A 21,771-nucleotide genomic window follows, 5' to 3' on the forward strand; every position below is an offset into this window, starting at 1 on the left:
GCCCGGACGGCATGGGCGCAACCGTTTCCTGGACGGATCATGCGGGAAACGGGCGATCACAAAGGTGTCAGGGCAACCTTGGTAGGCGGCGTGCGGGGCCGTGGTCGCGGCGCGCCACGGGGAACGCAGACGCCCGTGAGACGCAGCTTGTCCGGCATGTTGACAGGCCGATCGCGACAAATGACAATCTTCAGACTAAAAGTGACGCGCCCGCTTCACCCGAGGCTGGGGACCGCACAAAGCCCGATGAACAGGGCATGGGAGGACATCGTGAAGAAAGCTTTGCTCGCCAGCGCCATGCTTGGCGCAGCCTGTCTTACCACCGGCGCCGCCTTCGCAGGAACCGCGGACGCCCGCATCGCGCTCTCGAACAATTACGCCGGCAATTCCTGGCGCCAGGCCATGCTGCAATCCTGGGCGAAGGTAACGAAGGCTGCGGTTGCAGACCATACGGTTGCCGCGGCGGACGCCTTCACCACCGCGGATAAGGAAGTGCCGACCCAGGCGGCGCAGCTCCAGAACCTCATCCTGCAGGGCTACAACGCCATTGTGATCGACGCGGCCTCGCCGGAAGCGCTCAACGGCGCCGTCAAGGCGGCCTGCGATGCGGGCATCACCGTCGTCTCCTTCGACGGCACGGTGTCCGCGCCTTGCGCGTATCGCGTCGGCATCGATTACGTCGGCATGGGCCGACAGCAGGTGGATTATCTCGCCACGCGTCTGCCCCAGGGCGGAAACCTTCTCGAAATCCGCGGCCTCGCCGGCACCTCCATCGACAATCTGATCCACCAGGGCATCGAGGAGGGCGTGAAGGCCCATCCAAACTTCAAGATCGTCAGCTCCGTCACCGGCAACTGGGACGAAGCGACGGCGCAGAAGGCGGTCGCGACCGTTCTGCCCTCCCTGCCCCAGGTCGTCGGCGTGGTCGATCAGGGCGGCGATGGCTACGGTGCGGCCCAGGCCTTCATCGGCGCCGGGCGCCCCGTGCCGATCATCATCATGGGCAACCGTCAGGATGAGCTGGCCTGGTGGAAGCAACAGCACGACAAGAACGGCTACACCACCTGGTCCGCCTCCATCGCGCCGGGCGGCGTGACGCTCGCCTTCTGGGTAGCGCAGCAGATCCTCGACGGGAAGAAGGTGCCGCATGACATCACTTTCCCGGCGCTCACCGTCGATCAGGCGCATCTGGACGAAGCATTGAAGGCGGCGCCCGTCGGCGGCGTCTACAACACCGAGTACAGTCAGGCGGACGCGATCAAGGCCATCGCCGCCAGCCAGTCCAAGTAACGATGGCGACCTAGACGGCTCATGCTGGACACTCCCCCGCCCATCATCGGGCTCGTCGACGTCACGAAGAGTTTCGGCGCCGTGCAGGCTTTGCGCGGCGTCGATCTCTCGATCCCTCAAGGCCAGGCGCTTGGCCTCGTCGGCCACAATGGCGCCGGCAAATCCACCTTGATGCATGTCCTCGCAGGGGCGCTCGCGCCCAGCACGGGCCGCTTCCATGTCTCGGGCCTGGAGGAGGGCGCGCGCTACACGATCACGGCCGCGCAGCGGCTCGGTATCCGCTGCGTCTTCCAGGAGCTTTCGCTCTGCCCCAACCTGACGATCGCCGAGAATGCCCGCATCATGCATCCGACGATCCGCGGCCCAGGCTGGCGCCGCCGCGCGGGCGCCCTGATCCGCGCGCAGCTCGACGAGATCTTCCCCGGGCACGGTCTCGCCATGGACAGCCTGGTCGCGGACCTGTCGCTCAGCCGCCGACAGATGGTGGAGATCGCCCGCGCCTTCAGCGTCTCAGACGCGGCGCCGCGGCTCGTCATCCTGGACGAGCCGACCTCCTCCCTGGATGCCGCCACCGCCGAACAGCTTCTCGCCTTCACCCGACGGTTCGTCGCCGGGGGCGGCAGCGTCATTCTCATCTCCCACATTCTGGGTGAAATCCTCAGCACCTGCGACCGTATCGTGGTGATGCGCGACGGCCGGGTGGTGGCGGAGGACGCGGCTGCACAATTCGACCGCCATCGCCTCGTGGAGACCATGGGCGGCGCCCGCGCCCTCGATGCGGAGGAGCCGCCAGCCACCCGGAGCCAAAGCCGCGGCCAGACGCCGCTGATGGTGCGCGCCCGGCCCCGCGCCCAGGCAGGTGGCCTCGACCTGCTCGCCCATGAGGGCGAGATCGTCGGTCTCGCAGGGTTTTCCGGCCATGGCCAAACCGAGCTCCTCATGGACGTGCTGGAAGCCGGTCCGCGCGGCGCCCGTGTCAGCGCCCAGGCGGGTGTCGCCCTGGTCGCGGGGGACCGCCAGGTAGACGGCGTCTTCCCCTTGTGGTCGATCGCCGAGAACATCACGGTCCGCTCCCTCAAACGTCTGCGCCAAAGCCTGCTGCTGTCCCCGGCCAAAGAACGCGCGATGGCCGAAGAGTGGCGGACGCGGATCGGCATCCGCACGCCCGACATGGGGAACCCCATCCTCTCGCTCTCCGGCGGCAATCAGCAGAAGGCGCTCTTCGCCCGCGCCCTTGGATCGGATGCACGCATCCTGGTGATGGACGACCCGATGAGGGGTGTCGACATCGGTACCAAGCTCGACGTCTATGACCTCATCCGCGCCGAAGCTGCGGCCGGGCGGACCTTCCTGTGGTACACGACGGAACTCGAGGAGTTGCGCAACTGCGACCATGTCTACGTCTTCCGGCATGGCCGGATCGTCGCCGAACTGGAACGCGCGGACCTGACGGAGCAGACGCTCATCCAAGCCTCCTTCCAGGAGGCCGCGTGACATGAGCGCCCTCGCCACCCGACCCGGCTTCTCTCCCGCGCGCCTGCTGCGCACGCTGCTGCCCGCCATCTCTCTCGCGCTGGTTCTGCTCGCCATCGCGAGCTTCAACCCGCGCGCCATCAGCTACATGGGCTTCACCCTGATGCTGAACCTCGCGGTGCCGGTGGCGCTCGCCACCATCGCCCAGCTCTTCGTCATCACGGTCAACGACCTCGATCTGTCCATCGGCGCCTTCGTCGGCTTTTGCGGCTGCGTCATCGCCACCTGGATGCCACAGCAGCCCTGGCTCGCCAGCCTCGTGCTCATCGCCGCCATTGCGCTCTATGCCGGCCTCGGCGCGCTCATCCATCTGCGGCAGCTGCCCTCGATCGTGGTGACCCTCGGCATGAGCTTCGTATGGCTCGGCCTTGCCATTCTCATCCGCCCGACGCCGGGCGGCACCGCGCCGGACTGGCTGCAGAGCTTCGTGGGCCAGCGCATTCCCGTGGTGCCCTTCCCCGTGGTGGCCGCCGTCGTCATCGCTCTCGTCGTGCATTTCGGCCTGATGCGCACGACCTACGGCACGATGCTGCGCGGCGTCGGCGGCAATGCCCACGCCATTCAGCGCGCCGGCTGGTCGCTCTTGCGAGCGAGGATGACGGCTTATGGCTGCGCCGGCTTCTTTGGCGTGCTGTCGGGCCTGGCCCTGGTGGGCATTTCGACCTCCGGCGACGCCAATATGGCGAACGGCTACACCCTGCTTTCGATCGCAGGCGCCATTCTAGGCGGGGCGGAGTTCGTCGGCGGGCGGGTGTCGCCCATCGGCGCCGTCATCGGTGCGCTCACGCTTCAGCTGGCCGCGGTCGCCTTGAACTTCTTCCACATCGCGGCGCTGCCCTCCTTGCGCATCCCTCAGGAATGGCAGGTGGGGGCACAGGGAATCATCCTCATCGTCATCCTGGCCGCCCGCGCCCTGATCAACAGGAGCGAGGCATGAGCGCGTCTCTCCGCTGGCTCGGCCGCAAGCCCTGGCTGTGGTCCTTCCTGGGCGCCGCGGCCGTCTGGCTGCTCGCGATCGCCGTAGCCCATGGCCAGGGTGCTGGCGGTATGCTTTCCGCGGCCCTCGCCTTCTCGGTCTTCACCGTGCTCGTCGGCATGGGCCAGATGTTCGTCATCACCCTCGGGCCCGGCAACATCGACCTTTCGCTGCCCGCCAATATCGGGCTGTCCGGTGCCGTCGCCATGCAGGTGATGGCCGAGCAGGACGGCCGCATTGCCCTGGGCCTCGCCTGTGCCGTGGCAGTTGGCCTCCTGGTCGGCGCCTTCAACTACGCGCTCATCCGCCTGCTGCGCATCCCGCCGATCATCGCAACGCTGGCCGCGAGCTTCATCCTGGTCTCGGCCGGGATCAGCTACGGGCGCGGGCTGCAGATCACGCCGCCGCCCGCCTTTGGCCATTTCACGGTGTTGCGGGTAGCCGGCCTGCCCGTTCTGGCCCTGGCCGCGCTGGTGCTCACGCTGCTCGCCGCGGTGCTGCTGCACCGCACGCTCTACGGTCGCGCGGTCCTGGCAACGGGGCAGAACATGCGCGCCGCGCGACTGGCCGGCCTTCGCGTGGAGCGGGTGCGGCTGCTCACCTACCTGCTCTGCGGAGCGCTCGGCGGCCTCACCGGGGCCCTGCTCGCCGGCTTCACGGGTGGTTCCTCGCTCGACATGGGAGCGGAGTATCTGCTCAGCTCCATCGCCGTCGTCGTCATCGGCGGCACCTCGGTCGCCGGCGGTGCCGCCAACTTGCCCGGCATCTGGGGCGCCTCGCTCTTTCTCTTCATGGTGGTGACGCTGCTTAACACCGCGGGCTTCGGCGCGGGCCTGCGCGACGTGATGACCGGGCTGATCATCATCGCGGTCATTACCATCGCGGGCGGCAGGCGCCGCCTGCGCTGACCGCCCCGAGACGAGCAAAATAGTATCGGTTTGCCCAAGCCGCGTGATGTAGACTGACCCTCCGGACGCGCGATAGCCTGCGTCTCAAGAAGAAGGGCGCGACGATCAGACGCCCTCATCAGTCGGAGGAGGTCATGACTCTCGTCTCGGCACGCTCAGGTCGCGCATCACATGCAGCCTGACCTCGAAGTTGTCAGCGTTCACACGGACGTTTCCTTCGCCGCCTGGGCGCATGGTTATCCCTTCCGTACGGTTCGTTGGCATTTTCACCCGGAATACGAGATTCACCTTGTCACCACGACCAGCGGCCGGGCGTTCGTAGGCGACCATGTCGGCACCTTCGGGCCGGGCAATCTGATTCTCACCGGGCCGAATCTGCCGCATAACTGGATCAGCGATCTGCCGCCCGGCACCAGCGTGCCGGAACGCGGCCTCATCGTTCAGTTCGGCGCGGATTTCGTGAAACGGTGCAAGGATGCCTTTCCGGAGATGGCCTTCGTCGACGACCTGCTGCGGGATTCGACACGGGGCATCGAGTTTTCCGTCGAGGATGGCCGCGCCGCCGAACCGCTGCTACGCGAGCTGTTGAGCGCACAAGGGGTGCGCCGTCTGGCGCTGTTCTTCGCGCTCCTCGACCTGATGCACCGTTCGACCGCCAAGCGCGTCCTGTCCAGCCGCGCTTACCGGCCGGATCCTGCAACCTACATGGCTCAGCCGCTGAACATCGTGCTCGACCATATCGCCTCGAACTTTCACAGTGACCTGCGCGAGGCGGAAATGGCAGAACTCAGCGGCTATACGCCCGCCGCTTTCTCGCGCGCGTTCCGCCGCCACGCCGGCGTCAGCTTCGTGAGCTACGTTAACGGCATGCGCATCAAGCGGGCTTGCGAGATGTTGGCCGGGGACGAGGATATGCGTGTCGCCGACATCTGCTTCCGGGTCGGCTTCAACAACCTCTCCAACTTCAACCGGCAGTTCCTGGCACATAAGGGCATGTCGCCGCGGGCATTCCGCGCCCATCACCGTGCCGTTGCACGGCTTGCCGAAGCCACCGCCATTCCCGCGCCGCCACCGGCTGCCAAGCCGCACAGATACGGCGGTGCGGACGTTTCCGCCTATCCATAACAAGAGCAAACTGGGGGGATACCATGCACGAAAAAGCCAAAGATCTTTGCGATGCCTTCATGGCGCGTGGCATCGGCCGGCGCGACCTGATGCGCCGCCTCGCGGCACTCGGCGTCACCGCCGGTATGGCCGACATGATGGTCAACGCCGCGGCGACGAAGGCGCTGGCCGCCGATTTCGATTGGCAGGCCTACAAGGGTACCACGCTCAAGCTGCTGTTGAACAAGCACCCCTACGCCGACTCGATGATTGCCGATCTCGAGGCTTTCAAGCAGCTCACCGGCATGAACGTCACCTATGACATCTTCCCCGAAGATGTTTACTTCGACAAAGTCACGGCCGCTCTCTCCTCGCGCTCCACGGAATACGACGCCTTCATGACCGGCGCCTACCAGACCTGGCAGTACGGCCCGGCCGGCTGGCTTGTCGACATGAATGAGTTTCTGCAGGACAAGTCCAAGGTCGCGCCCAACTACAACTGGGACGATATTCTGCCCAATCTGCGCGCCTCCGACAGCTGGTCCGGCAAGCCGGGTGATGCGCTCGGTGGGCCCGGTGCGAAGCAGTGGGCGCTGCCCTGGGGCTTCGAGGTCTATATGCTGACCTACAACAAGCCCGTCTTCGACAAGCTCAAGCTGACGCCGCCCAAGAACATGCAGGAGCTGATGACGACGGCCGCGACCATCACCCAGCAGGGCGGCAACGGCATGTATGGCGTGGGTGTACGTGGCAGCCGCTCCTGGGCCACCATCCATCCCGGCTTCCTTTCGGGCTACGCGAATTTTGGCGCGCGCGATTTCGACGTCACCGACGGCAAGCTAAAATCTGCGGTCAACTCCAAGGAGTCGAAAGAATTCACCGCGCAGTTCGTCAAGATGGTGCAGGACAGCGGGCCGAAGAACTGGGCGACCTATACGTGGTATGAAGTGGGCGCGGACCTTGGTGCCGGCACCTCGGGCATGATCTTCGACGCCGACTGCCTGGGCTATTTTACCGATACCGGAAACACCAAGATGAAGGGTCAGCTCGGCTTCGCGCCGATCGCGCCCAATCCGGACATGAACCACCCGACCTCGAATGTCTGGATCTGGTCGCTCGCCATGTCCAACTTCTCGCAGCGGAAGGATGCGGCCTGGCTCTTCATGCAATGGGCGACCGGCACGGATCACCTGCTCTTCGGTGCGCGCGGCCATGACATGGTGGATCCGGTCCGCTCCAGCATCTGGAAGGACCCGGAATTCCAGGAGGTCATGAACAAGAAGGTGCCCGGTTACTTGGAGACCTATCAGGTCACCTCGCCGGACGCGAAGATCTACTTCACGCCGCAGCCGCTCTTCTTCAACGTGACGACGGACTGGGCGGCCGCCCTGCAGCGGATGGTCGCGAAGCAAATTCCGGTCGATGAAGGACTGGACCAGTTGGCGGAAGCCACCAACCGCCAGATGAGCGACGCCGGCCTCGGCTGATCGTCTTCAGGGCAGCCGGCGCGCGCCGGCTGCCCATGCCTTGGAGCAGAGCATGTCCCAAACCCCCGCCGCATCCTCCTCACCACCACGGCGGCCCTTCCTGCCGCGCGCCCTGCCCTATCTGCTGAGCCTGCCGGCGCTGCTGGTTTGCATCGGCATCCTCATCCCCTTCTTCACCGCCGTCTGGTACAGCCTGGAGCGCTACAATCTCTCCATGCCCTATCTGCGCGGCTTCGTGGGTCTCAAGAACTACGTCAGCCTCTTCACTGATCCTGACTTCTGGAACACCATCAAGGTCTCGCTGATCTACACGGTCTCGACCGTGGTGCTGGAGCTGCTGCTGGGTCTGGGTATCGCCCTTCTGCTGCGCGAGCGGAGCCGGCTCAACAACATCATCTCGATCGCGCTGCTGATGCCGCTGATGACGGCGCCCGCTATCGCCGCGCTGATGTGGAAGCTGATGACCAATCCCGGCTTCGGCGTGCTGAGCTGGCTGATTTCCCTGGTCGGGCTGACAGACTTCAAATGGGCCTCCAGCCCGCATACGGCCATGTTCACCGTCGTGCTGGTCGATATCTGGGTCTACACGCCCTTCATGATGATCCTGCTGCTCGCGGGCCTGCGCTCTCTGCCGCAGCAACCCTTCGAAGCGGCCAAGCTCGACGGTGTTCACGCCGGCTTCGTCTTCCTGCGCATCACCCTGCCGATGTTGACACCCTTCCTGTTCACCGCCGTGCTGTTCCGCACGCTGGACAGCATTCAGCAGTTCGACATCATCTATGCGATGACCCAGGGGGGACCCGGCAACAGCCTGCTGGTCTTCCAGGTGCGGTCTTATCTCGAGTTTTTTTCCTACACCAATGTCGGGCGATCCGCCGCCATCCTGATGGTGCTCTGGGCCATCACCTATGTGCTGAGCCAGGTCTTCGTGCGGCAGTGGTCCAAGCTGAGGGAGCGCGCCCATGGCGCCGCGTAACGCCGTTCTTCGGGGGTTGCGCGCGCTCGCGCTCACCCTCGTCGTCATCTTCTTCCTATTTCCGATCTTCTGGATCCTGCTGATGTCGTTCGAAACGAACGAGACGGTGCTGCAGGTGCCACCAACGCTGACCCCGCATCTCACCTTGCAGAACTACGTGGCGCTGCTGTCGGGCCAACTCGTCACCGCGACCGGCATCATGAACATCACGTTCCTGCACAATCTGTGGAATTCTGTGCTGCTCTCGACCTGCTCTGTCGCGCTCTCCCTCATCCTCGGCGTGCCGGCGGCCTATGCTTTCGCGCGCTTCCGCTTCCGTGGGCGGGAGGATATCGCCTTCACCCTGCTTTCCTTCCGCTTCGCACCGCCGTTGCTGGTGCTGCTGCCGCTCTCGCTCTATTTCCAGGCGATTCATCTCAGCAATACCTATGTCGGGCTGATCTGGATCTATCAGCTCATCTGCCTGCCGCTCATTCTCTGGATCGTGCGCGGCTATTTCGAGGATGCCAGCCCCGACATCGAATATGCCTATCGGGTGGACGGTCATTCCTGGTGGCGAGCCTTCACGCGCATCGCGATCCCGCTTGCCGGCCCCGGCATCGCCGCAGCCGGCCTGCTCTCCTTCATCTTCGCCTGGAACAACTTCGTCTTCGCGCTCGTCCTGGCCTCTGCGGATAAGCAGCCGGTCACCGTCGGCGCCCTCGCCTTCGTCACGGCCTCGGGCATCCAATATGGCATCATCGCCGCCGCGATCGTGCTCTCCATCCTGCCGACTTTGGCACTCGCGCTCTACGCGCAGCGCTGGCTGGTCGAAGGTCTCAGCCTGGGCGCGGTGAAGGGATGAGCGGCATGATCCCCACTGCAACGGACGGGCTCCGCATCGAGACGATGCGCACTGCCTTCGGCAAGACGGAAGTGCTGCGTGGCGTCTCCCTCAGCGTCGCACCAGGTGAGACGCTGGTGCTCTTCGGCCCCTCCGGCGCCGGGAAGACGGTGCTGCTCCGCGCCATTGCCGGCCTCGATCCGAACGCCATCGGTCGCGTTTTCATCGGCGGGCGTGACGTCTCGATGGTCGGGCCGGAGCGGCGCGGCATCGGCGTCGCTTTCCAGAACTTCGCGCTCTACCCGCATATGAGTGCCGCCGAGAACATCCGCAGCCCGTTGGAGGCGCGCAAACTGCCGGCAAAGGAGATCACCGAAAAGGTCGCGGCCGTCGCCAAGCTGCTGAAGATCGACCATGTACTGGGCCAGCAGCCGCGGGCCCTCTCCAACGGACAGAAGCAGCGCACCGCCCTCGCCCGTGCCCTCGTCGGCGCCCCCCGCGTACTGCTGATGGACGACCCTTTGCGCAACGTGGATGCGAAGCTCCGTTACGAGATGCGGATGGAGCTGCCTCGCCTGCTGCGCCGCGCCGGTGCCGCCTCGATCTACGTGACGCAGGATTATCGAGAGGCGATGGCACTCGGCGATCGCGTCGCGGTCCTCATCGGCGGGGAGATCGTGCAGCTCGCGACACCCGAGCAGATCTATGCCGCGCCGGCATCGGTCGCGGTGGCACGGCTCTTCGGCGATCCGCCGCTCAACCTGCTCCCCTGCAGGCCGCAGGCGACGCCCGCCGGACTCGCCGTGCAAGTACTCGGTCTCGAACTCACCCTGCCGGCCGCCCCCGGCATCGCGGGGCGGGAGGCGCTGCTCGGGCTGCGCCCGGAAAGCATCACCATTCTCGGCGCCCGCGCCCCTGGCGCCGTGCAAGCCACGGTGGCCGCGACAACGCCGCTGCACGGCAAAGTCGTCCTGCTGCTGCGCACGCAGGCGAACGACGAGATCCTCGCAAGCCTCGTCGGCAAACCGCCCGAGACCGGAAGCACGGTCTGGTTCCGGCCGGAGGCGGCCACTGCCCTTCTCTATGACGCCGCGAACGGGGGCTTGCTCAGCGCACCCGCGGCCCCAGCCGAGGAGGCCGCCTGATGCTCGAGCTTGACCATGTGAGCAAGACCTACGGCCGCGCCACCACTCGCGCGGTCAACGACCTCACCCTCGGGATCGAGAAGGGTGAGTTCGTGGCGCTCCTCGGCTCCTCAGGCTGCGGCAAAACCTCCACGCTGCGCATGATCGGGGGCTTCGAAGGCGTGAGCGAAGGCCGGATCACCCTGGGCGGACGCCGGATCGACGGCCTGCCGCCGGCCGAGCGCCGAGTGGCGATGGCCTTCGAAGGCTATGCCCTCTATCCGCCACTCTCCGTCGAAGACAATATCGGCTTCGGCCTCACCAGTCGCGCGGGCGTGGACAACCGGGCACGCGTGCGGGAATTGGCCGAGCTGCTGGAGATCACGCCGATCCTGGGCCGCAAGCCCGCCGGGCTTTCGGGCGGTCAGCAGCAGCGTGCCTCGCTCGCCCGGGCGCTGGCCCGCGATGCCGATCTCCATCTGCTCGACGAGCCGATGGGCCAGCTCGAACCGCAGCTGCGCGCCGTGCTGCGCGGGCGCGTCAAAGCGCTCACCAAGGCGCGCGGTCTCACCTCCGTCCTCGTTACACACGATCAGACCGAAGCCAATGCCATGGCGGACCGCATCGCCATCATGGAAGGTGGGGTGCTTCAGCAGTTCGGCCGGCCAGACGAGTTGCGCGAACGCCCGGCCAATCTCTTCGTCGCAACCTTTTTCGGTGAACCGCCGATGAACGCCCTCCCCGCGGTCATCGAGGGCGACGGACTGCGGCTGGAGGGGCGCGGTGCTCTGCGCGTCGCCCTGCCCGGCATGCCCCTGCCGCCCCCTGGCACAGCCGTCGTCCTCGGCCTGCGGCCCTATGCCGTGACGCTTGGCCAGGGGGAGTGGCAGGCGACCGTCATCTCCAATCACTGGCTGGGGGACGAGGCCCATGTCGCGCTCGACATGGATGGCCAGCTCCTCATCGCGGTCGCCCATGCGCGTGTGCCAGTGCGCAGCGGCAGCAGCATCGCCCTCGGCTTCTCACCGCGGGACCTTCACCTCTTTGACGCCGCAAGCGGCCGCGCCATCCTGCATGGCGCCGAGGTCGCGGGCCGCCTTCCATCCCTGGCTCAGGAAACTGCATCATGACGCGACCCAACAACCAGATGACTGCCATCGTCTGCCACGGCCCGGAAGACTACCGGGTGGAGCAGAAGACGCGCCCCGTGCCCGGCGCGGGGGAAATGGTCATCCGCATCTCGGCCTGCGGCATCTGCGCGAGCGACTGCAAGTGCTGGTCGGGTGCGAAGATGTTCTGGGGTGCGGACCCCTGGGTGAAGGCGCCCGTCGTGCCGGGTCATGAATTCTTCGGCGTGGTCGATGAATTCGGGCCGGACGCTGCGGCGCATTTCGGGGTGAAGGCGGGCGATCGCATCATCGCCGAGCAGATCGTGCCTTGCGACCGCTGCCGCTATTGCCGCTCCGGTAGCTACTGGATGTGCGAGGTGCATCACATCTTCGGCTTCCAGCGCGACGTCGCCGATGGCGGCATGTCGGACTACATGCTCATCCCGCGCACCGCCCGCGTGCATGTCATTCCACCAGAGCTCTCCCTCAACGATGCGGCGATCATCGAGCCGCTGGCCTGCGCCATCCACACCGTGCAGCGCGGCGACGTGCAGCTCGATGACGTGGTCGTCATCGCCGGAGCCGGGCCTATCGGGCTGATGATGGTTCAGGTGGCTAAGCTCAAGACGCCGAAAAAGCTCATCGTCATCGACATGGTGCCCGAGCGGCTGGAGCTCGCCCGCCGCTTTGGCGCGGACATCGTCATCAACCCGGCCGAAGAGGATGCCGATGCCATCGTCCGCGCCGCGACCGACGGCTATGGCTGCGACGTCTATATCGAGGCGACGGGTTCGCCCTCGGGCGTGACGCAGGGTCTCCAGCTCATCCGCAAGCTCGGCCGGTTCGTCGAGTTCTCCGTCTTCGGGAAGGAGACATCGGTTGACTGGTCTATCATCGGCGACCGTAAGGAGCTCGACGTGCGGGGCGCCCATCTCGGCCCCTATTGCTACCCCATCGCGATCGACCTGCTGAGCCGTGGCCTCGTCACCTCTGAAGGCATCGTGACCCACGCCTATGGCTTCACGGAATGGGACGAGGCGATCAAGCTCGCCAATTCGCTGAACTCGATCAAGGTGCTGATGATCGGTGGCGGTGCCGAGCCGCAGGCTTAAGACAATCTGCCGCACGGCCGGATCGGGCCGTGCGGCAGAGCCACATTACGCGCCGATGACGGCCAGGCGCTGGCCCGCGCGCACCACTTGGCCGGGTGCCGCTGTGATCTGGCGGACTGTGCCGCCGAAGGCCGCGCGCACCCGCACCTCCATCTTCATCGATTCCAGGATCGCAATGGTGTCGCCCGCCGCGACCGCCGCACCCGGCTCGATCAGAACCTGCCAGACGCTACCCGGGACGGGCGCGGTGACACCGCGTTCCCCTGGTGCGAGCGCCGCTTCGGCAGCAGCCGGCGGCGCGTCCGGCGCGTCGAAGGTATCGAGCCCCTCGGCTGCCCAATAGGCCCGCTCGGCTTCGAAGGCGGCGTGCTGCCGGGCCTTGAACGCCGTAATGCCCTCGGCCTGTTCGGCGCAGAAGCGCTCATAGGCGGCAAGCGAGAACTGCCCCTCCTCGATGCGCGGCTTGAAGCGGCCATGCGGGAAGGCAGCGCGCATCTCCTGCAGCTCGGCATGGTCGACCGGATAGAAGCGGATGCGGTCGAAATGCCGCAAAAGCCAGGGGCTACCGGGCGGAAAAGCCTCCGTCGTCTTCCAGGAGTTCCACATCTGGATGGTGCGGCCGAAGAGCTGGTAGCCGCCTGGCCCTTCCATGCCATAGACGCAGAGATAGGCGCCACCGATGCCGACGGCGTTCTGCGGCGTCCAGGTGCGGGCTGGATTGTATTTCGTCGTCACCAGCCGGTGGCGCGGATCGACCGGGGTCGCGACCGGCGCGCCGAGATAGACGTCCCCCAGGCCCATCACCAGATACTCGGCCTCGAAGACGATACGCTTGACCTCCTCCTCCGACGCAAGGCCGTTGATACGGCGGATGAACTCGATGTTGTCCGGGCACCAGGGCGCGTTGGGGCGCACGGTCTCCTGGTATTTGCGCATCGCCAGCATGATGTCCGGGTCGCGCCAGCTCAGCGGCAGATAAACCGTCCGGCTCGGCATCGGCTTGGCATGCGCGTCCGCGGTGTCGATCACGGCAATCGCGTCCAAAACGGTCGAGCGTGCAATCACGTGCGGATCGAAATGGACCTGCAGCGACCGGATGCCCGGAGTGAGATCGATGATGCCGGGAAGCTGGCGTGCGGCGAGCCCATCCCGCAGCATCTGCGCCCGCAGGCGCAGGCCGAGGTCGAGCTGCATGGGGCCAAATTCGACCAGCACATGCTCATCCCCCGCACGGCGCACCACGACGTCACGATGCGTGGTCAGAATGGCCGGCGCCGCGTCCGCGCGCTGGAAACGGACGGTATCACCGGGGGCGAGCTGGCCGAGCTTCCAGCGATCCTCCGCCGTCACGACCGCGGGGCAGACGAAGCCGCCGAGCGAGGGGCCATCCGGCCCAAGCAGGATCGGCATGTCGCCGGTGAAATCGATCGCACCCACGGCATAGGCATTGTCGTGGATGTTGGAAGGGTGAAGCCCCGCTTCACCGCCATCGGCCCGCGCCCAGGCAGGCTTCGGTCCGACCAGCCGGACGCCGGTGCGGGCCGAATTGTGGTGCACTTCATAGGCCGCGAAAAAGAGAGTTTGGATGTCGGCATCCGTGAAGAAATCGGGCGATCCGTGCGGGCCGTAGCGGACGGCCAAAGTCCAGTCCCGCGTCAGCGGCGCCCGTTCCGGGATCTCGCCCACCCCTTCCGGCGCATCGCCGAGCGGCAGCGAATCGCCTGCCTGGAGCGCAGCGCCGGTGAGGCCGCCGAAGCCGCCGAGCGTGAAGGTCGCGGTGCTGCCGAGAAATTCGGGCACAGCGAAGCCACCGCGCACGGCGAGGTAGCTGCGTTGACCAGGCCCCTCGATCGCGCCCAGCATCAGCACCTGACCCGCTGCCACCTCAACCGCCGTGTCATGCGGCAGAGGAACGCCGTCGAGAAGCGCTTCCATGGCGGCGCCGGTCAGCGCGATCCGCGCCGGCGCGTCGAAGCGCAGCGTGGGGCCGGTGAGGGTGAGTTCCAGCGCCGTCACCTCCGCCGCATTGCCGACGAGGCCGTTGGCGCGGGCGAAGGAACGCGCATCCATCGGCCCGCTCGGCGGAATGCCGACCTCCCAGAAGCCGAGACGGCCCGGCAGAGATTGCAGCGTGGTCTGTGCGCCGCCTTCCAGCACCGCGACGGCGCGCGGGCGGTAGTCGAAGGCACCGAGGGTGCGCGTCGTCATGGTGCCGGCGCGAAAATCCGGCAGGTCCAGAATGGCGTGCAGATAATCCAGGTTGGTGGCGATACCGGCCACGCGGCTGTGTGCGAGCGCCGTGCGCAGCCGGGCGATCGCCTCGTCCCGTGTGGCACCGGTGGCGATCAGCTTCGCGAGCATGGGATCGTAGAAGGGGCTGACCTCGGTACCGCGCTCCACCCACCGGTCCACGCGGATATCCTCCGGCACCGCGAAATCTGTGAGCAGGCCGGAGGCCGGACGGAAATCGGCCGCCGGATCTTCCGCATAGAGCCGGGCTTCGATCGCAGCGCCGTGCGCGACCAGGCTTTCCTGTGCGGGCAGTCTGAAATCGCCAGCGGCGAGCCGGATCATCCAATCCACGAGGTCGATACCGTAGACGGCCTCCGTCACGCCATGCTCGACCTGCAGGCGCGTATTCACCTCCAGGAAGTAGAACGCTTCTGTTGCCGCATCATAGACGAATTCGACGGTGCCGGCGGAGGCATAGGCGATGCTGGCGCAAAGCGCGCGGGCCGCCTCTTCCATCGCCGCCAGAATGGCGGGGCCGATGCCGGGGGCGGGCGTTTCCTCGACGACTTTCTGATTGCGCCGCTGAAGGGAGCAATCGCGCGTGCCGAGGGAGACGACACCACCCTTCCCGTCACCAAAGACCTGCACCTCGACATGCCGCGCACGCGCCACGAATTTCTCAAGGAAGAGCGCGGCGTCGCCAAAATTGTTGGCGGCAAGCCGCGCGATCGTGGCGTAGCGGTCCCGCAACTCGGCTTCATCCGCGCAGAGTGCCATGCCGATACCACCGCCACCGGCACTCGACTTGAGCATCACCGGATAGCCGATCACGGCCGCCTCGGCCGCCGCCTCGTCGGCCGAGGCCAGGACCTCGGTGCCGGGCAGCAGCGGCACGCCGGCGGCGCGCGCCAGGGCGCGCGCCGTGTGCTTGAGGCCGAAGGCCCGCAGATGCTCGGCCCGAGGGCCGATGAAGGTGATGCCGGCCGCCGCCAAGGCTTCGGCAAAGGCCGGTTTCTCAGAAAGAAAGCCGTAGCCGGGATGAACGGCCTCGGCCCCGCTCTCGGCGCAGGCAGCAAGAATGGCGTCGAGGTTGAGGTAGCTCTCGGCCGCCGACGCCGGACCGATATGCACCGCGTGGTCGGCAGCGAGCACGGGGGGCGCAAAACGGTCAGCGTCGGAATAGACGGCGACCGTCTCGATGCCGAGGCCGCGTGCGCTGCGCATCACGCGGCCGAGGATTTCGCCGCGATTGGCGACCAGGATACGGCGGAACATTATCCGGCCCACCGGATGGCGCGGACCGGCGTCGGGTTGAAGCCGTTGCAGGGGTTGTTGACCTGCGGGCAGTTGGAGAAGAGGCACAGCACGCGGGTTTCCGCCCGTAGCTCGACATAGGCGCCAGGCGCGGAAACACCGTCAGCGATCGCCAGTTCGCCGTCCGGGCTGATCGGCACATTCATGAAAAAATTGACGTTGGAGACGAGATCGCGCTTGCCCATGCCGTATTTGCCAAGCTCCAGCAGGAAGTTTTCCCGGCACGCATGCATGAAGCGTGTGTGGTGGCCGAAGCGCACGGTATTGGCTTCGCAGGAACAGGCGCCGGCCGAGGTGTCGTGCAAGCCGGAGGTATCGGCGATGACGGTGAGCAGAACCCTGCTCTCGTTGGAGAAAAGCCGGCTGCCGCTGCCGAGATAGGCGCTGCCGCCGGCCTTGGCCTGATGCGCGAGCGTGGTGTGGGCGCAATAGCGCTCGGTCATGTCATCGGCATTGTAGAAAAGCGCGTCCAGCGCCTGCTGCCCTTCGAGATCGATCAGGCGCAGGATGTCGCCGGGTTCCAGCGTCACCGAATAGGGCGCGCGGGCGGGGATGGTGATGTCGCTCAAGGGGGTCTGGGTACGGTCTGACATGGCGGGCCTCAGGCGAAAAGCGCGTCGGTATTGGCGTAGCCCCGCGCCGCTTCCTCGGTCGCGGTGCGGCAGGCGTCGTCGGCTGTCACCGGAGATGCACGATAGCGCGTGACCGCGATGGTCCCCGTGGCCGCCGCGACGGGCGCCAGCGCATGCGGCGCATTGGCGAGGGCGACGTAGAGCGGCATTTCGGCGCGAAGATCGACGCCCGCGCCCGCCGGCGGATTGCCGGTCCAGGAAAAGTGGCCCTCCGCGTCGGTCGCGACGGCGGAGAAAAGCGAGAGGGCCGGCCCGAGGTCGCGCCGCGTCAGGCCGAACTTGCCGGCGGCCAGGCGCAGCAGGTCGCGCCCGTTACGCGGGCCTTCACTGCCCGGCCCGAGGATCGTGTCATGCCCAGGGGCGGTATCGGCGGTGATGGCCGCCATCACACGGCCCATGTCGGAGAAGAGCAGGCGCCCGGCGGTCAGCCGAGCCGTCCATTGCAGCTTCACCGTATCGCCCGCGTTGTAGCGCTCGGCTGTATCCTCGGCATTCCAGAGGAAGAGCGCCACACCCGGCGTGCCGCTCGTATTGACGATGCGCAGAGCCTCGCCCCGACGCATGCGCCAGGCGAGATACCAGCCGGCGGGCACGGTTTCCTCGGCAATCACGCTGCTCGCATCGAGCGGCGGCAGGGCGCTGGCCGGCGCGAAGCGCGCCTGGTTGCCGCGCGCGGCCTGGCGCAGCGCCTCGTAGCGCGCACGGTGCTGTTCGGGGGTCTGCTGGTCGAGATCGAGCATCCCTCTCTCCTCACATCGGCGCCAGGTCGTCCTGGCGTTGCAGATGACGCGCCGGGTCGTCCCGGTGCGCTGCCGGCCTGCGCGGCCGGACGGGAATGTCATAGGTAATGCGGGCGCCGCGGGCGGGAGCGGTCGCAGAACGCTCGAAGACGAGCACGCGCGTGCCCAGACGGAAGGCCTCGCTGATGTCGTGCGTCACCATCACCACCGTCATGCGATGCTCGGTCCAGAGCCGGCGCATCAGCACGTGGATGTCGGCGCGCGTGCCCGGGTCGAGCGCGCTGAAGGGCTCGTCCAGCAGCAGCAGGCGCGGTCGCAGGATGAGCGCCTGCGCAAGCGCCAGGCGCTGCTGCATGCCGCCCGAAAGCTGCGCGGGATACAGCGCGGCCGCCGCGCCCAAACCCACCTCTTCGAGCAGGCCCTGCGCTTCCGCCTGCGCCCTTTTGCGCGCGGCGCCAAACAGACGGCCGAGCAGCGGCGCCTCGCGGAATTCGATGCCGAGGATGACGTTGCCGAGCACCGTCAGATGCGGAAACACCGAATAGCGCTGAAAGACCACACCACGCTCGGCCGTCGGCTCGTCCGGCAGGGCCGCGCCGCCCAACAGGATGCTGCCGCGCGAAGGCTTCTCCTCGCTCATCAGCATGCGCAGAAACGTCGTCTTGCCGCAGCCGGAGGGGCCGACGATGGCGACGAAGGACCCTTCGGCGATCTCCATCGAAATTCGCTCAAGCACCGGCCGCTCGTCGTAGATCTGCCAAAGATCCTGGACGAGCAGGAGGGGAGCGGTCGCAGCCACGTTCTCGCTCATTGCGCACGCGCCCCCGCGAACCAGGGGAAGGCGCGGCGCTGCAGCAGGCGCAGCGCCATGTCGGCGGCAAAGGCGAGCAGGGTGATCCAGGCGACATAGGGCAGGATGATATCCATCGCGAAATAGCGGCGGACGAGGAAGATGCGGTAGCCGAGTCCGTCCTGTGCCGCGATCGCCTCCGCAGAAATCAGATAGAGCCAAGCAGGGCCGAGCGAGAGACGCAGCCCGTCGATCAGCCGCGGCAGCATCTGCGGCACGACGACGCGAAGCGCGATCTGCCAGGAGGATCCGCCGAGCGTCTGCGCCTTGATGATCTGCGGCTTGGGCAGCTCCTCCACCCGGCCGATGAGATCACGGATCATCATGGGCGCGGTGCCGATGACGATGAGCGCGACCTTGGCGGCCTCACCAATGCCGGCGACGATGAAGAGGATGGGCAGCACGGCGAGCGGCGGCACCATGGAGAAGGCGGCGATGAAGGGCACGGCCGGCTTCTTGAGATAGGGGACCATTCCCACGGCGATGCCGAGCACGAAGGCGATCGCGGTTGCGATGGCAAGGCCCATCGCCAGCCGCTCCAAGCTCACCACCGTATCGTCCAGCATCAGATAGGTGCCGCTGGCGAGGTCCTGGGTGAAGGCCATGCGGATCATCGCGTCGCCCATCTGCCCGAGCGTGGGCAGAAGCTTGTCGGCCGGGTTCGCCGCGTGCCGTGCCGTGGAGGCGGCAAGATACAGCACGACGACGGCAACGAAGGGTAGCGCCGTCAGCAGACGTGCAGCGCCAGCACCCGGATGGCGATTGATGATCCGCATGAAGCGTCCTCAGAGCGTCTTGGCCGCGGCCTGCTGCATGAAGCTGTCGGTGAAGCGGAAGGTGATGTTCTGCGCGTCGCCCAGTACTTTGCCGTCGGGGAACTGGATGCCCACGACGTCCGCAGACGCGGCGCCCTGACCCATCAGCCCATGGGAGAAGAGGAACTGACGCACATGCTCCATGGTGGTGACGAGCTGGCCCGAGCGCGTAAAGTCTGCCGCCCCGGCCGGATCGGCGAAGAGATGCGTCGTCTTGAGCTGCGAATCGAAACCCGCCAGATCTGTGCCGGACAACTTGCCCATCTCGGTCCGCGCAGCGGCGGCCGCCGGCGTGTCGGCAAGCATCAGGCCGAGGGTTTCGTACCAGGCGCCGGTCAGCGCCTTGGCGAATTCGGGGTGCGCCTTGAGCGTCTTCGTGTTGACGATGACGAGATCGAGGATTTCGCCCGGAATCTGCGCGGAGGAGAAAACCTCGTGGGCGTTCTTGTTGCCGAGGATCTGCTCGACGATCGGGTTCCAGGTGGTCACCGCCGTCACCTGCGGCGTCAGATAGGCGGCCGCCATGTCGGCGTCCGAGGTATTGACGATGGTGACATCGCGCTCGGTCATGCCATGCAGTTCCAGTCCGCGCGCCAGAAGATACTGCGAGACCGAATACTGAACGATGTTGACCTTCTGGCCCTTGATGTCGGCGAAAGCCGTCTTGTCCTTGAGGATGACGGCATCGTTGCCGTTGGAATAGTCGCCGGTGATGATCGAGGTGGAGTCGACACCCCCGATGGCGGGCACGGCGAGCGTGTCCATGTTCGTGATGGTCAGCGCGTCGAAGGCGCCGGCAGTATACTGGTTGATGGAGGTGGAGTAGTCATTCACCTCGACCACGGAAATTTCGATTCCGTATTTGTCGGCCCATTTCTTGATGATGCCGGTTTGCGCCGCATAGGGCCAGGGCATCCACCCGACATAGATGGTCCAGGCAAGCGAAAATTTCTTCTTGGCCTTGGCGATGGCCGGCCGCGCGAGGCCGGTCGCGGCCAGGCCCATGGCGGCTGCGCCTCCGGTCAGGAACTTTTTGCGTGTCAGCATTCAAGAGCCTCCTCAGTCGATTTCACCACTCGACCGATGGGGAGGTTTCGGCGGCCACGAGAGCAGCCGACGCGTTTCCGCACCGATCGCTCTCCCGGGCTTTTGTCCCGCCGTGCACCACGCCGGATGTCTCCCGGCGGGCCGCGACTCTCGGACCAGCCACCTGCTCCGCGGGAGATCTGTATGCTCTCCACGCATCCTGCAGGCCGGAACCCTAGCCGCCTGAGCGGCTAATCAGCATAGACGAGCGTTTGGCGCAAGTTGATTGTGCAGAATAGCCTCGGGATTCTTAGGAAGTTAAGGTTTTGACGGTTTTTTGCTCATGTTGATTACATCTTGACCATCATCATGATGCTTCTCGAGGCAGCGGCGATCAGCCGCGCTTTGCGCGCCCTCAAGGAAACTTGAACGTCCTTCCTTCCCCAAGGCTTTCCGGGCCGGATTCTGGCCCGATGGTGCCGCAATCTTGCCCCGGAGCTTTGGAAAGGAGCTCCATCCACTACGAGGAAAGACGAATGATCGCCGTGCCGCTCCGGATTCTCACCCTTTTGCTTTGCGTCACCGCGCTCGCCGGCTGCTCGGGCATGACCCGTACCCAGCAGCGCACGCTTTCCGGCGGAGCGATCGGTGCGGCCGCCGGCGCAGGCCTTGAGGCGATCGTCGGCGGTCCGATCCTGCTTGGCGCGGCCGTGGGTGCGGGCGCAGGCGCCGTGGTCGGCGCCGTCACCTCGCGCTAAGCGCCGCGCGCGAGCGCAACGTCTTCGCCGGACGCACCTCCATCCCCGCTGCACGCACCACCTCCGCGACATGCACGAGATGGTCGGCGAGCGGCGAGGATTTGCGCCAGACCATGCCGAGCGTCCGCGCCGGCTGCGGCCGGCCGAAACGCGCGATCGAGACGCGCGCCGCCCGCGTCTCTACCGGCACCGCCATCTCAGGCAGGAGCGTCACGCCGAGGCCGGCCGCCACCATCTGCACCAGGGTCGCGAGCGAATTGGCATCGAGAGTGCGGCGTGCCGGGCGCAGATGCGGCTGCAGATTGCAGAAAGCGAGCGCCTGGTCGCGGAAGCAATGCCCTTCCTCCAGCAGCAGCAGCTTCATCTCGCGCAGCGCCTCGACATCCGGCACCGGTTTCTTCGCGTCCTTCCACGGGCGCACCAGCACAAAATTCTCCGCGAAGAGCGCGATCTCGGTCAGCGAGGGTTCGGAGACGGGTAGCGCCACGATGGCCGCATCCAGTTGGCCGGCCTCCAGCTCCTGAATGAGCCGCGGCGTCACCGTTTCTCGTATCTGCAGTTCCACGCCGCCATACTGGCTGGCGAGCCGCGGCACGAGCTGCGGCAGAAGATAGGGCCCGACGGTCGGGATGATCCCGATGCGCAGATGCCCGACGAGCCCGCTGCGTGACAGCCGCGCGACGTTTTGCAGCTCATCCACCGCGTCCAGAATGGTGCGCACGCGAAGCGCCACCTCCTCGCCGGTGCCAGTCAAACGGACCCGTCTGGCGTCGCGCTCGAACAGGGCGACGCCGAGCGATTCCTCGAGCTCCCTGATCTGCATCGAGAGCGCCGGTTGCGAGATGGCGCTGACGGCTGCGGCACGGCCAAAATGGCCATGACGCGCAAGTGCCTCGAAATAGCGGAACTGGCGCAGGGTGAGATTCTTCATAAGACGAGCTTATTGCATCCATCAGAAGTTC

19 protein-coding genes and 1 riboswitch are annotated in these 21,771 nt (G+C 66.3%); of the genes, 12 read left to right on the top strand and 7 right to left on the bottom strand.

The annotated features are described in order from the left end of the window. Nucleotides 1-270: 270 nt before the first annotated feature. From ACYQ6W_RS09235 to ACYQ6W_RS09285, 11 genes are all read left to right on the top strand, one after another. Nucleotides 271-1,290, top strand: coding sequence for a substrate-binding domain-containing protein (locus tag ACYQ6W_RS09235; RefSeq protein WP_459674907.1), 1,020 nt, complete (start codon nucleotides 271-273; stop codon nucleotides 1,288-1,290). A 21-nt stretch (nucleotides 1,291-1,311) separates the two neighbouring features. Then, nucleotides 1,312-2,784 (top strand): sugar ABC transporter ATP-binding protein, encoded by a 1,473-nt coding sequence (locus ACYQ6W_RS09240; protein WP_459674908.1) that lies wholly within the window; start codon nucleotides 1,312-1,314, stop codon nucleotides 2,782-2,784. A gap of 1 nt (nucleotide 2,785) precedes the next feature. Then, a complete protein-coding gene (locus ACYQ6W_RS09245) occupies nucleotides 2,786-3,760 on the top strand; it encodes an ABC transporter permease (RefSeq protein WP_459674909.1) in 975 nt (324 codons plus the stop codon). Then, nucleotides 3,757-4,707, top strand: coding sequence for an ABC transporter permease (locus tag ACYQ6W_RS09250; protein ID WP_459674910.1), 951 nt, complete (start codon nucleotides 3,757-3,759; stop codon nucleotides 4,705-4,707). The genes ACYQ6W_RS09245 and ACYQ6W_RS09250 overlap by 4 nt, the downstream gene beginning before the upstream one ends. A 171-nt stretch (nucleotides 4,708-4,878) precedes the next feature. Then, the gene (locus ACYQ6W_RS09255) at nucleotides 4,879-5,832 is read left to right on the top strand and encodes a helix-turn-helix domain-containing protein (RefSeq protein WP_459674911.1); all 954 of its coding nucleotides are present in this window, start codon (nucleotides 4,879-4,881) and stop codon (nucleotides 5,830-5,832) included. 23 nt (nucleotides 5,833-5,855) lie between these two features. Next, on the top strand, nucleotides 5,856-7,298 hold the full coding sequence (locus ACYQ6W_RS09260) for an ABC transporter substrate-binding protein (RefSeq protein WP_459674912.1): 1,443 nt from the start codon (nucleotides 5,856-5,858) through the stop codon (nucleotides 7,296-7,298). Between the two features lie 52 nt (nucleotides 7,299-7,350). Then, nucleotides 7,351-8,274, top strand: a complete 924-nt coding sequence (locus ACYQ6W_RS09265; protein WP_459674913.1) for a carbohydrate ABC transporter permease — start codon at nucleotides 7,351-7,353, stop codon at nucleotides 8,272-8,274. Continuing rightward, nucleotides 8,261-9,118, top strand: a complete 858-nt coding sequence (locus ACYQ6W_RS09270; protein WP_459674914.1) for a carbohydrate ABC transporter permease — start codon at nucleotides 8,261-8,263, stop codon at nucleotides 9,116-9,118. Before ACYQ6W_RS09265 ends, ACYQ6W_RS09270 begins: the two co-directional genes overlap by 14 nt. Nucleotides 9,119-9,123: 5 nt before the next feature. Continuing rightward, nucleotides 9,124-10,242 (top strand): ABC transporter ATP-binding protein, encoded by a 1,119-nt coding sequence (locus ACYQ6W_RS09275; RefSeq protein ID WP_459674915.1) that lies wholly within the window; start codon nucleotides 9,124-9,126, stop codon nucleotides 10,240-10,242. Further along, nucleotides 10,242-11,351, top strand: coding sequence for an ABC transporter ATP-binding protein (locus ACYQ6W_RS09280; RefSeq protein WP_459674916.1), 1,110 nt, complete (start codon nucleotides 10,242-10,244; stop codon nucleotides 11,349-11,351). Before ACYQ6W_RS09275 ends, ACYQ6W_RS09280 begins: the two co-directional genes overlap by 1 nt. After that, on the top strand, nucleotides 11,348-12,442 hold the full coding sequence (locus ACYQ6W_RS09285; protein WP_459674917.1) for a zinc-binding dehydrogenase: 1,095 nt from the start codon (nucleotides 11,348-11,350) through the stop codon (nucleotides 12,440-12,442). Before ACYQ6W_RS09280 ends, ACYQ6W_RS09285 begins: the two co-directional genes overlap by 4 nt. 45 nt (nucleotides 12,443-12,487) lie before the next feature. Here ACYQ6W_RS09285 and ACYQ6W_RS09290 read toward each other — a convergent pair whose 3' ends face one another. Genes ACYQ6W_RS09290 through ACYQ6W_RS09315 form a run of 6 tightly spaced genes read right to left on the bottom strand, consistent with a single transcriptional unit; the run spans nucleotide 12,488 to nucleotide 20,072 of the window. Continuing rightward, nucleotides 12,488-15,949 carry a 5-oxoprolinase/urea amidolyase family protein gene (locus ACYQ6W_RS09290; RefSeq protein ID WP_459674918.1) on the bottom strand — a complete coding sequence of 1,154 codons (3,462 nt, stop codon included), beginning with the start codon at nucleotides 15,947-15,949 and terminating at the stop codon, nucleotides 12,488-12,490. Then, nucleotides 15,949-16,581 carry an urea amidolyase associated protein UAAP2 gene (locus ACYQ6W_RS09295; RefSeq protein ID WP_459674919.1) on the bottom strand — a complete coding sequence of 211 codons (633 nt, stop codon included), beginning with the start codon at nucleotides 16,579-16,581 and terminating at the stop codon, nucleotides 15,949-15,951. Before ACYQ6W_RS09295 ends, ACYQ6W_RS09290 begins: the two co-directional genes overlap by 1 nt. A gap of 8 nt (nucleotides 16,582-16,589) precedes the next feature. Continuing rightward, nucleotides 16,590-17,360, bottom strand: coding sequence for an urea amidolyase associated protein UAAP1 (locus ACYQ6W_RS09300; RefSeq protein ID WP_459674920.1), 771 nt, complete (start codon nucleotides 17,358-17,360; stop codon nucleotides 16,590-16,592). 10 nt (nucleotides 17,361-17,370) lie between these two features. Next, nucleotides 17,371-18,159 carry an ABC transporter ATP-binding protein gene (locus ACYQ6W_RS09305; protein WP_459674921.1) on the bottom strand — a complete coding sequence of 263 codons (789 nt, stop codon included), beginning with the start codon at nucleotides 18,157-18,159 and terminating at the stop codon, nucleotides 17,371-17,373. Nucleotides 18,160-18,167: 8 nt separating this feature from the next. Further along, nucleotides 18,168-18,986: an ABC transporter permease gene (locus tag ACYQ6W_RS09310; RefSeq protein ID WP_459674922.1), complete on the bottom strand. Its 819-nt coding sequence runs from the start codon at nucleotides 18,984-18,986 to the stop codon at nucleotides 18,168-18,170. Between the two features lie 9 nt (nucleotides 18,987-18,995). Continuing rightward, complete coding sequence (locus ACYQ6W_RS09315; protein WP_459674923.1) at nucleotides 18,996-20,072, bottom strand: putative urea ABC transporter substrate-binding protein; 1,077 nt, start codon at nucleotides 20,070-20,072, stop codon at nucleotides 18,996-18,998. 89 nt (nucleotides 20,073-20,161) lie between these two features. Then, nucleotides 20,162-20,301: riboswitch (guanidine-I (ykkC/yxkD leader) on the bottom strand. Between the two features lie 286 nt (nucleotides 20,302-20,587). Here ACYQ6W_RS09315 and ACYQ6W_RS09320 point away from each other — a divergent pair. Next, entirely contained in the window at nucleotides 20,588-20,809 is a 222-nt protein-coding gene (locus ACYQ6W_RS09320; RefSeq protein WP_459674924.1) for a hypothetical protein, read from the top strand. Here ACYQ6W_RS09320 and ACYQ6W_RS09325 read toward each other — a convergent pair. Next, nucleotides 20,796-21,740, bottom strand: a complete 945-nt coding sequence (locus ACYQ6W_RS09325; RefSeq protein WP_459674925.1) for a hydrogen peroxide-inducible genes activator — start codon at nucleotides 21,738-21,740, stop codon at nucleotides 20,796-20,798. The genes ACYQ6W_RS09320 and ACYQ6W_RS09325 overlap by 14 nt on opposite strands. Nucleotides 21,741-21,771 lie beyond the last annotated feature (31 nt).

This window comes from Acidisoma sp. 7E03 (assembly GCF_054665075.1).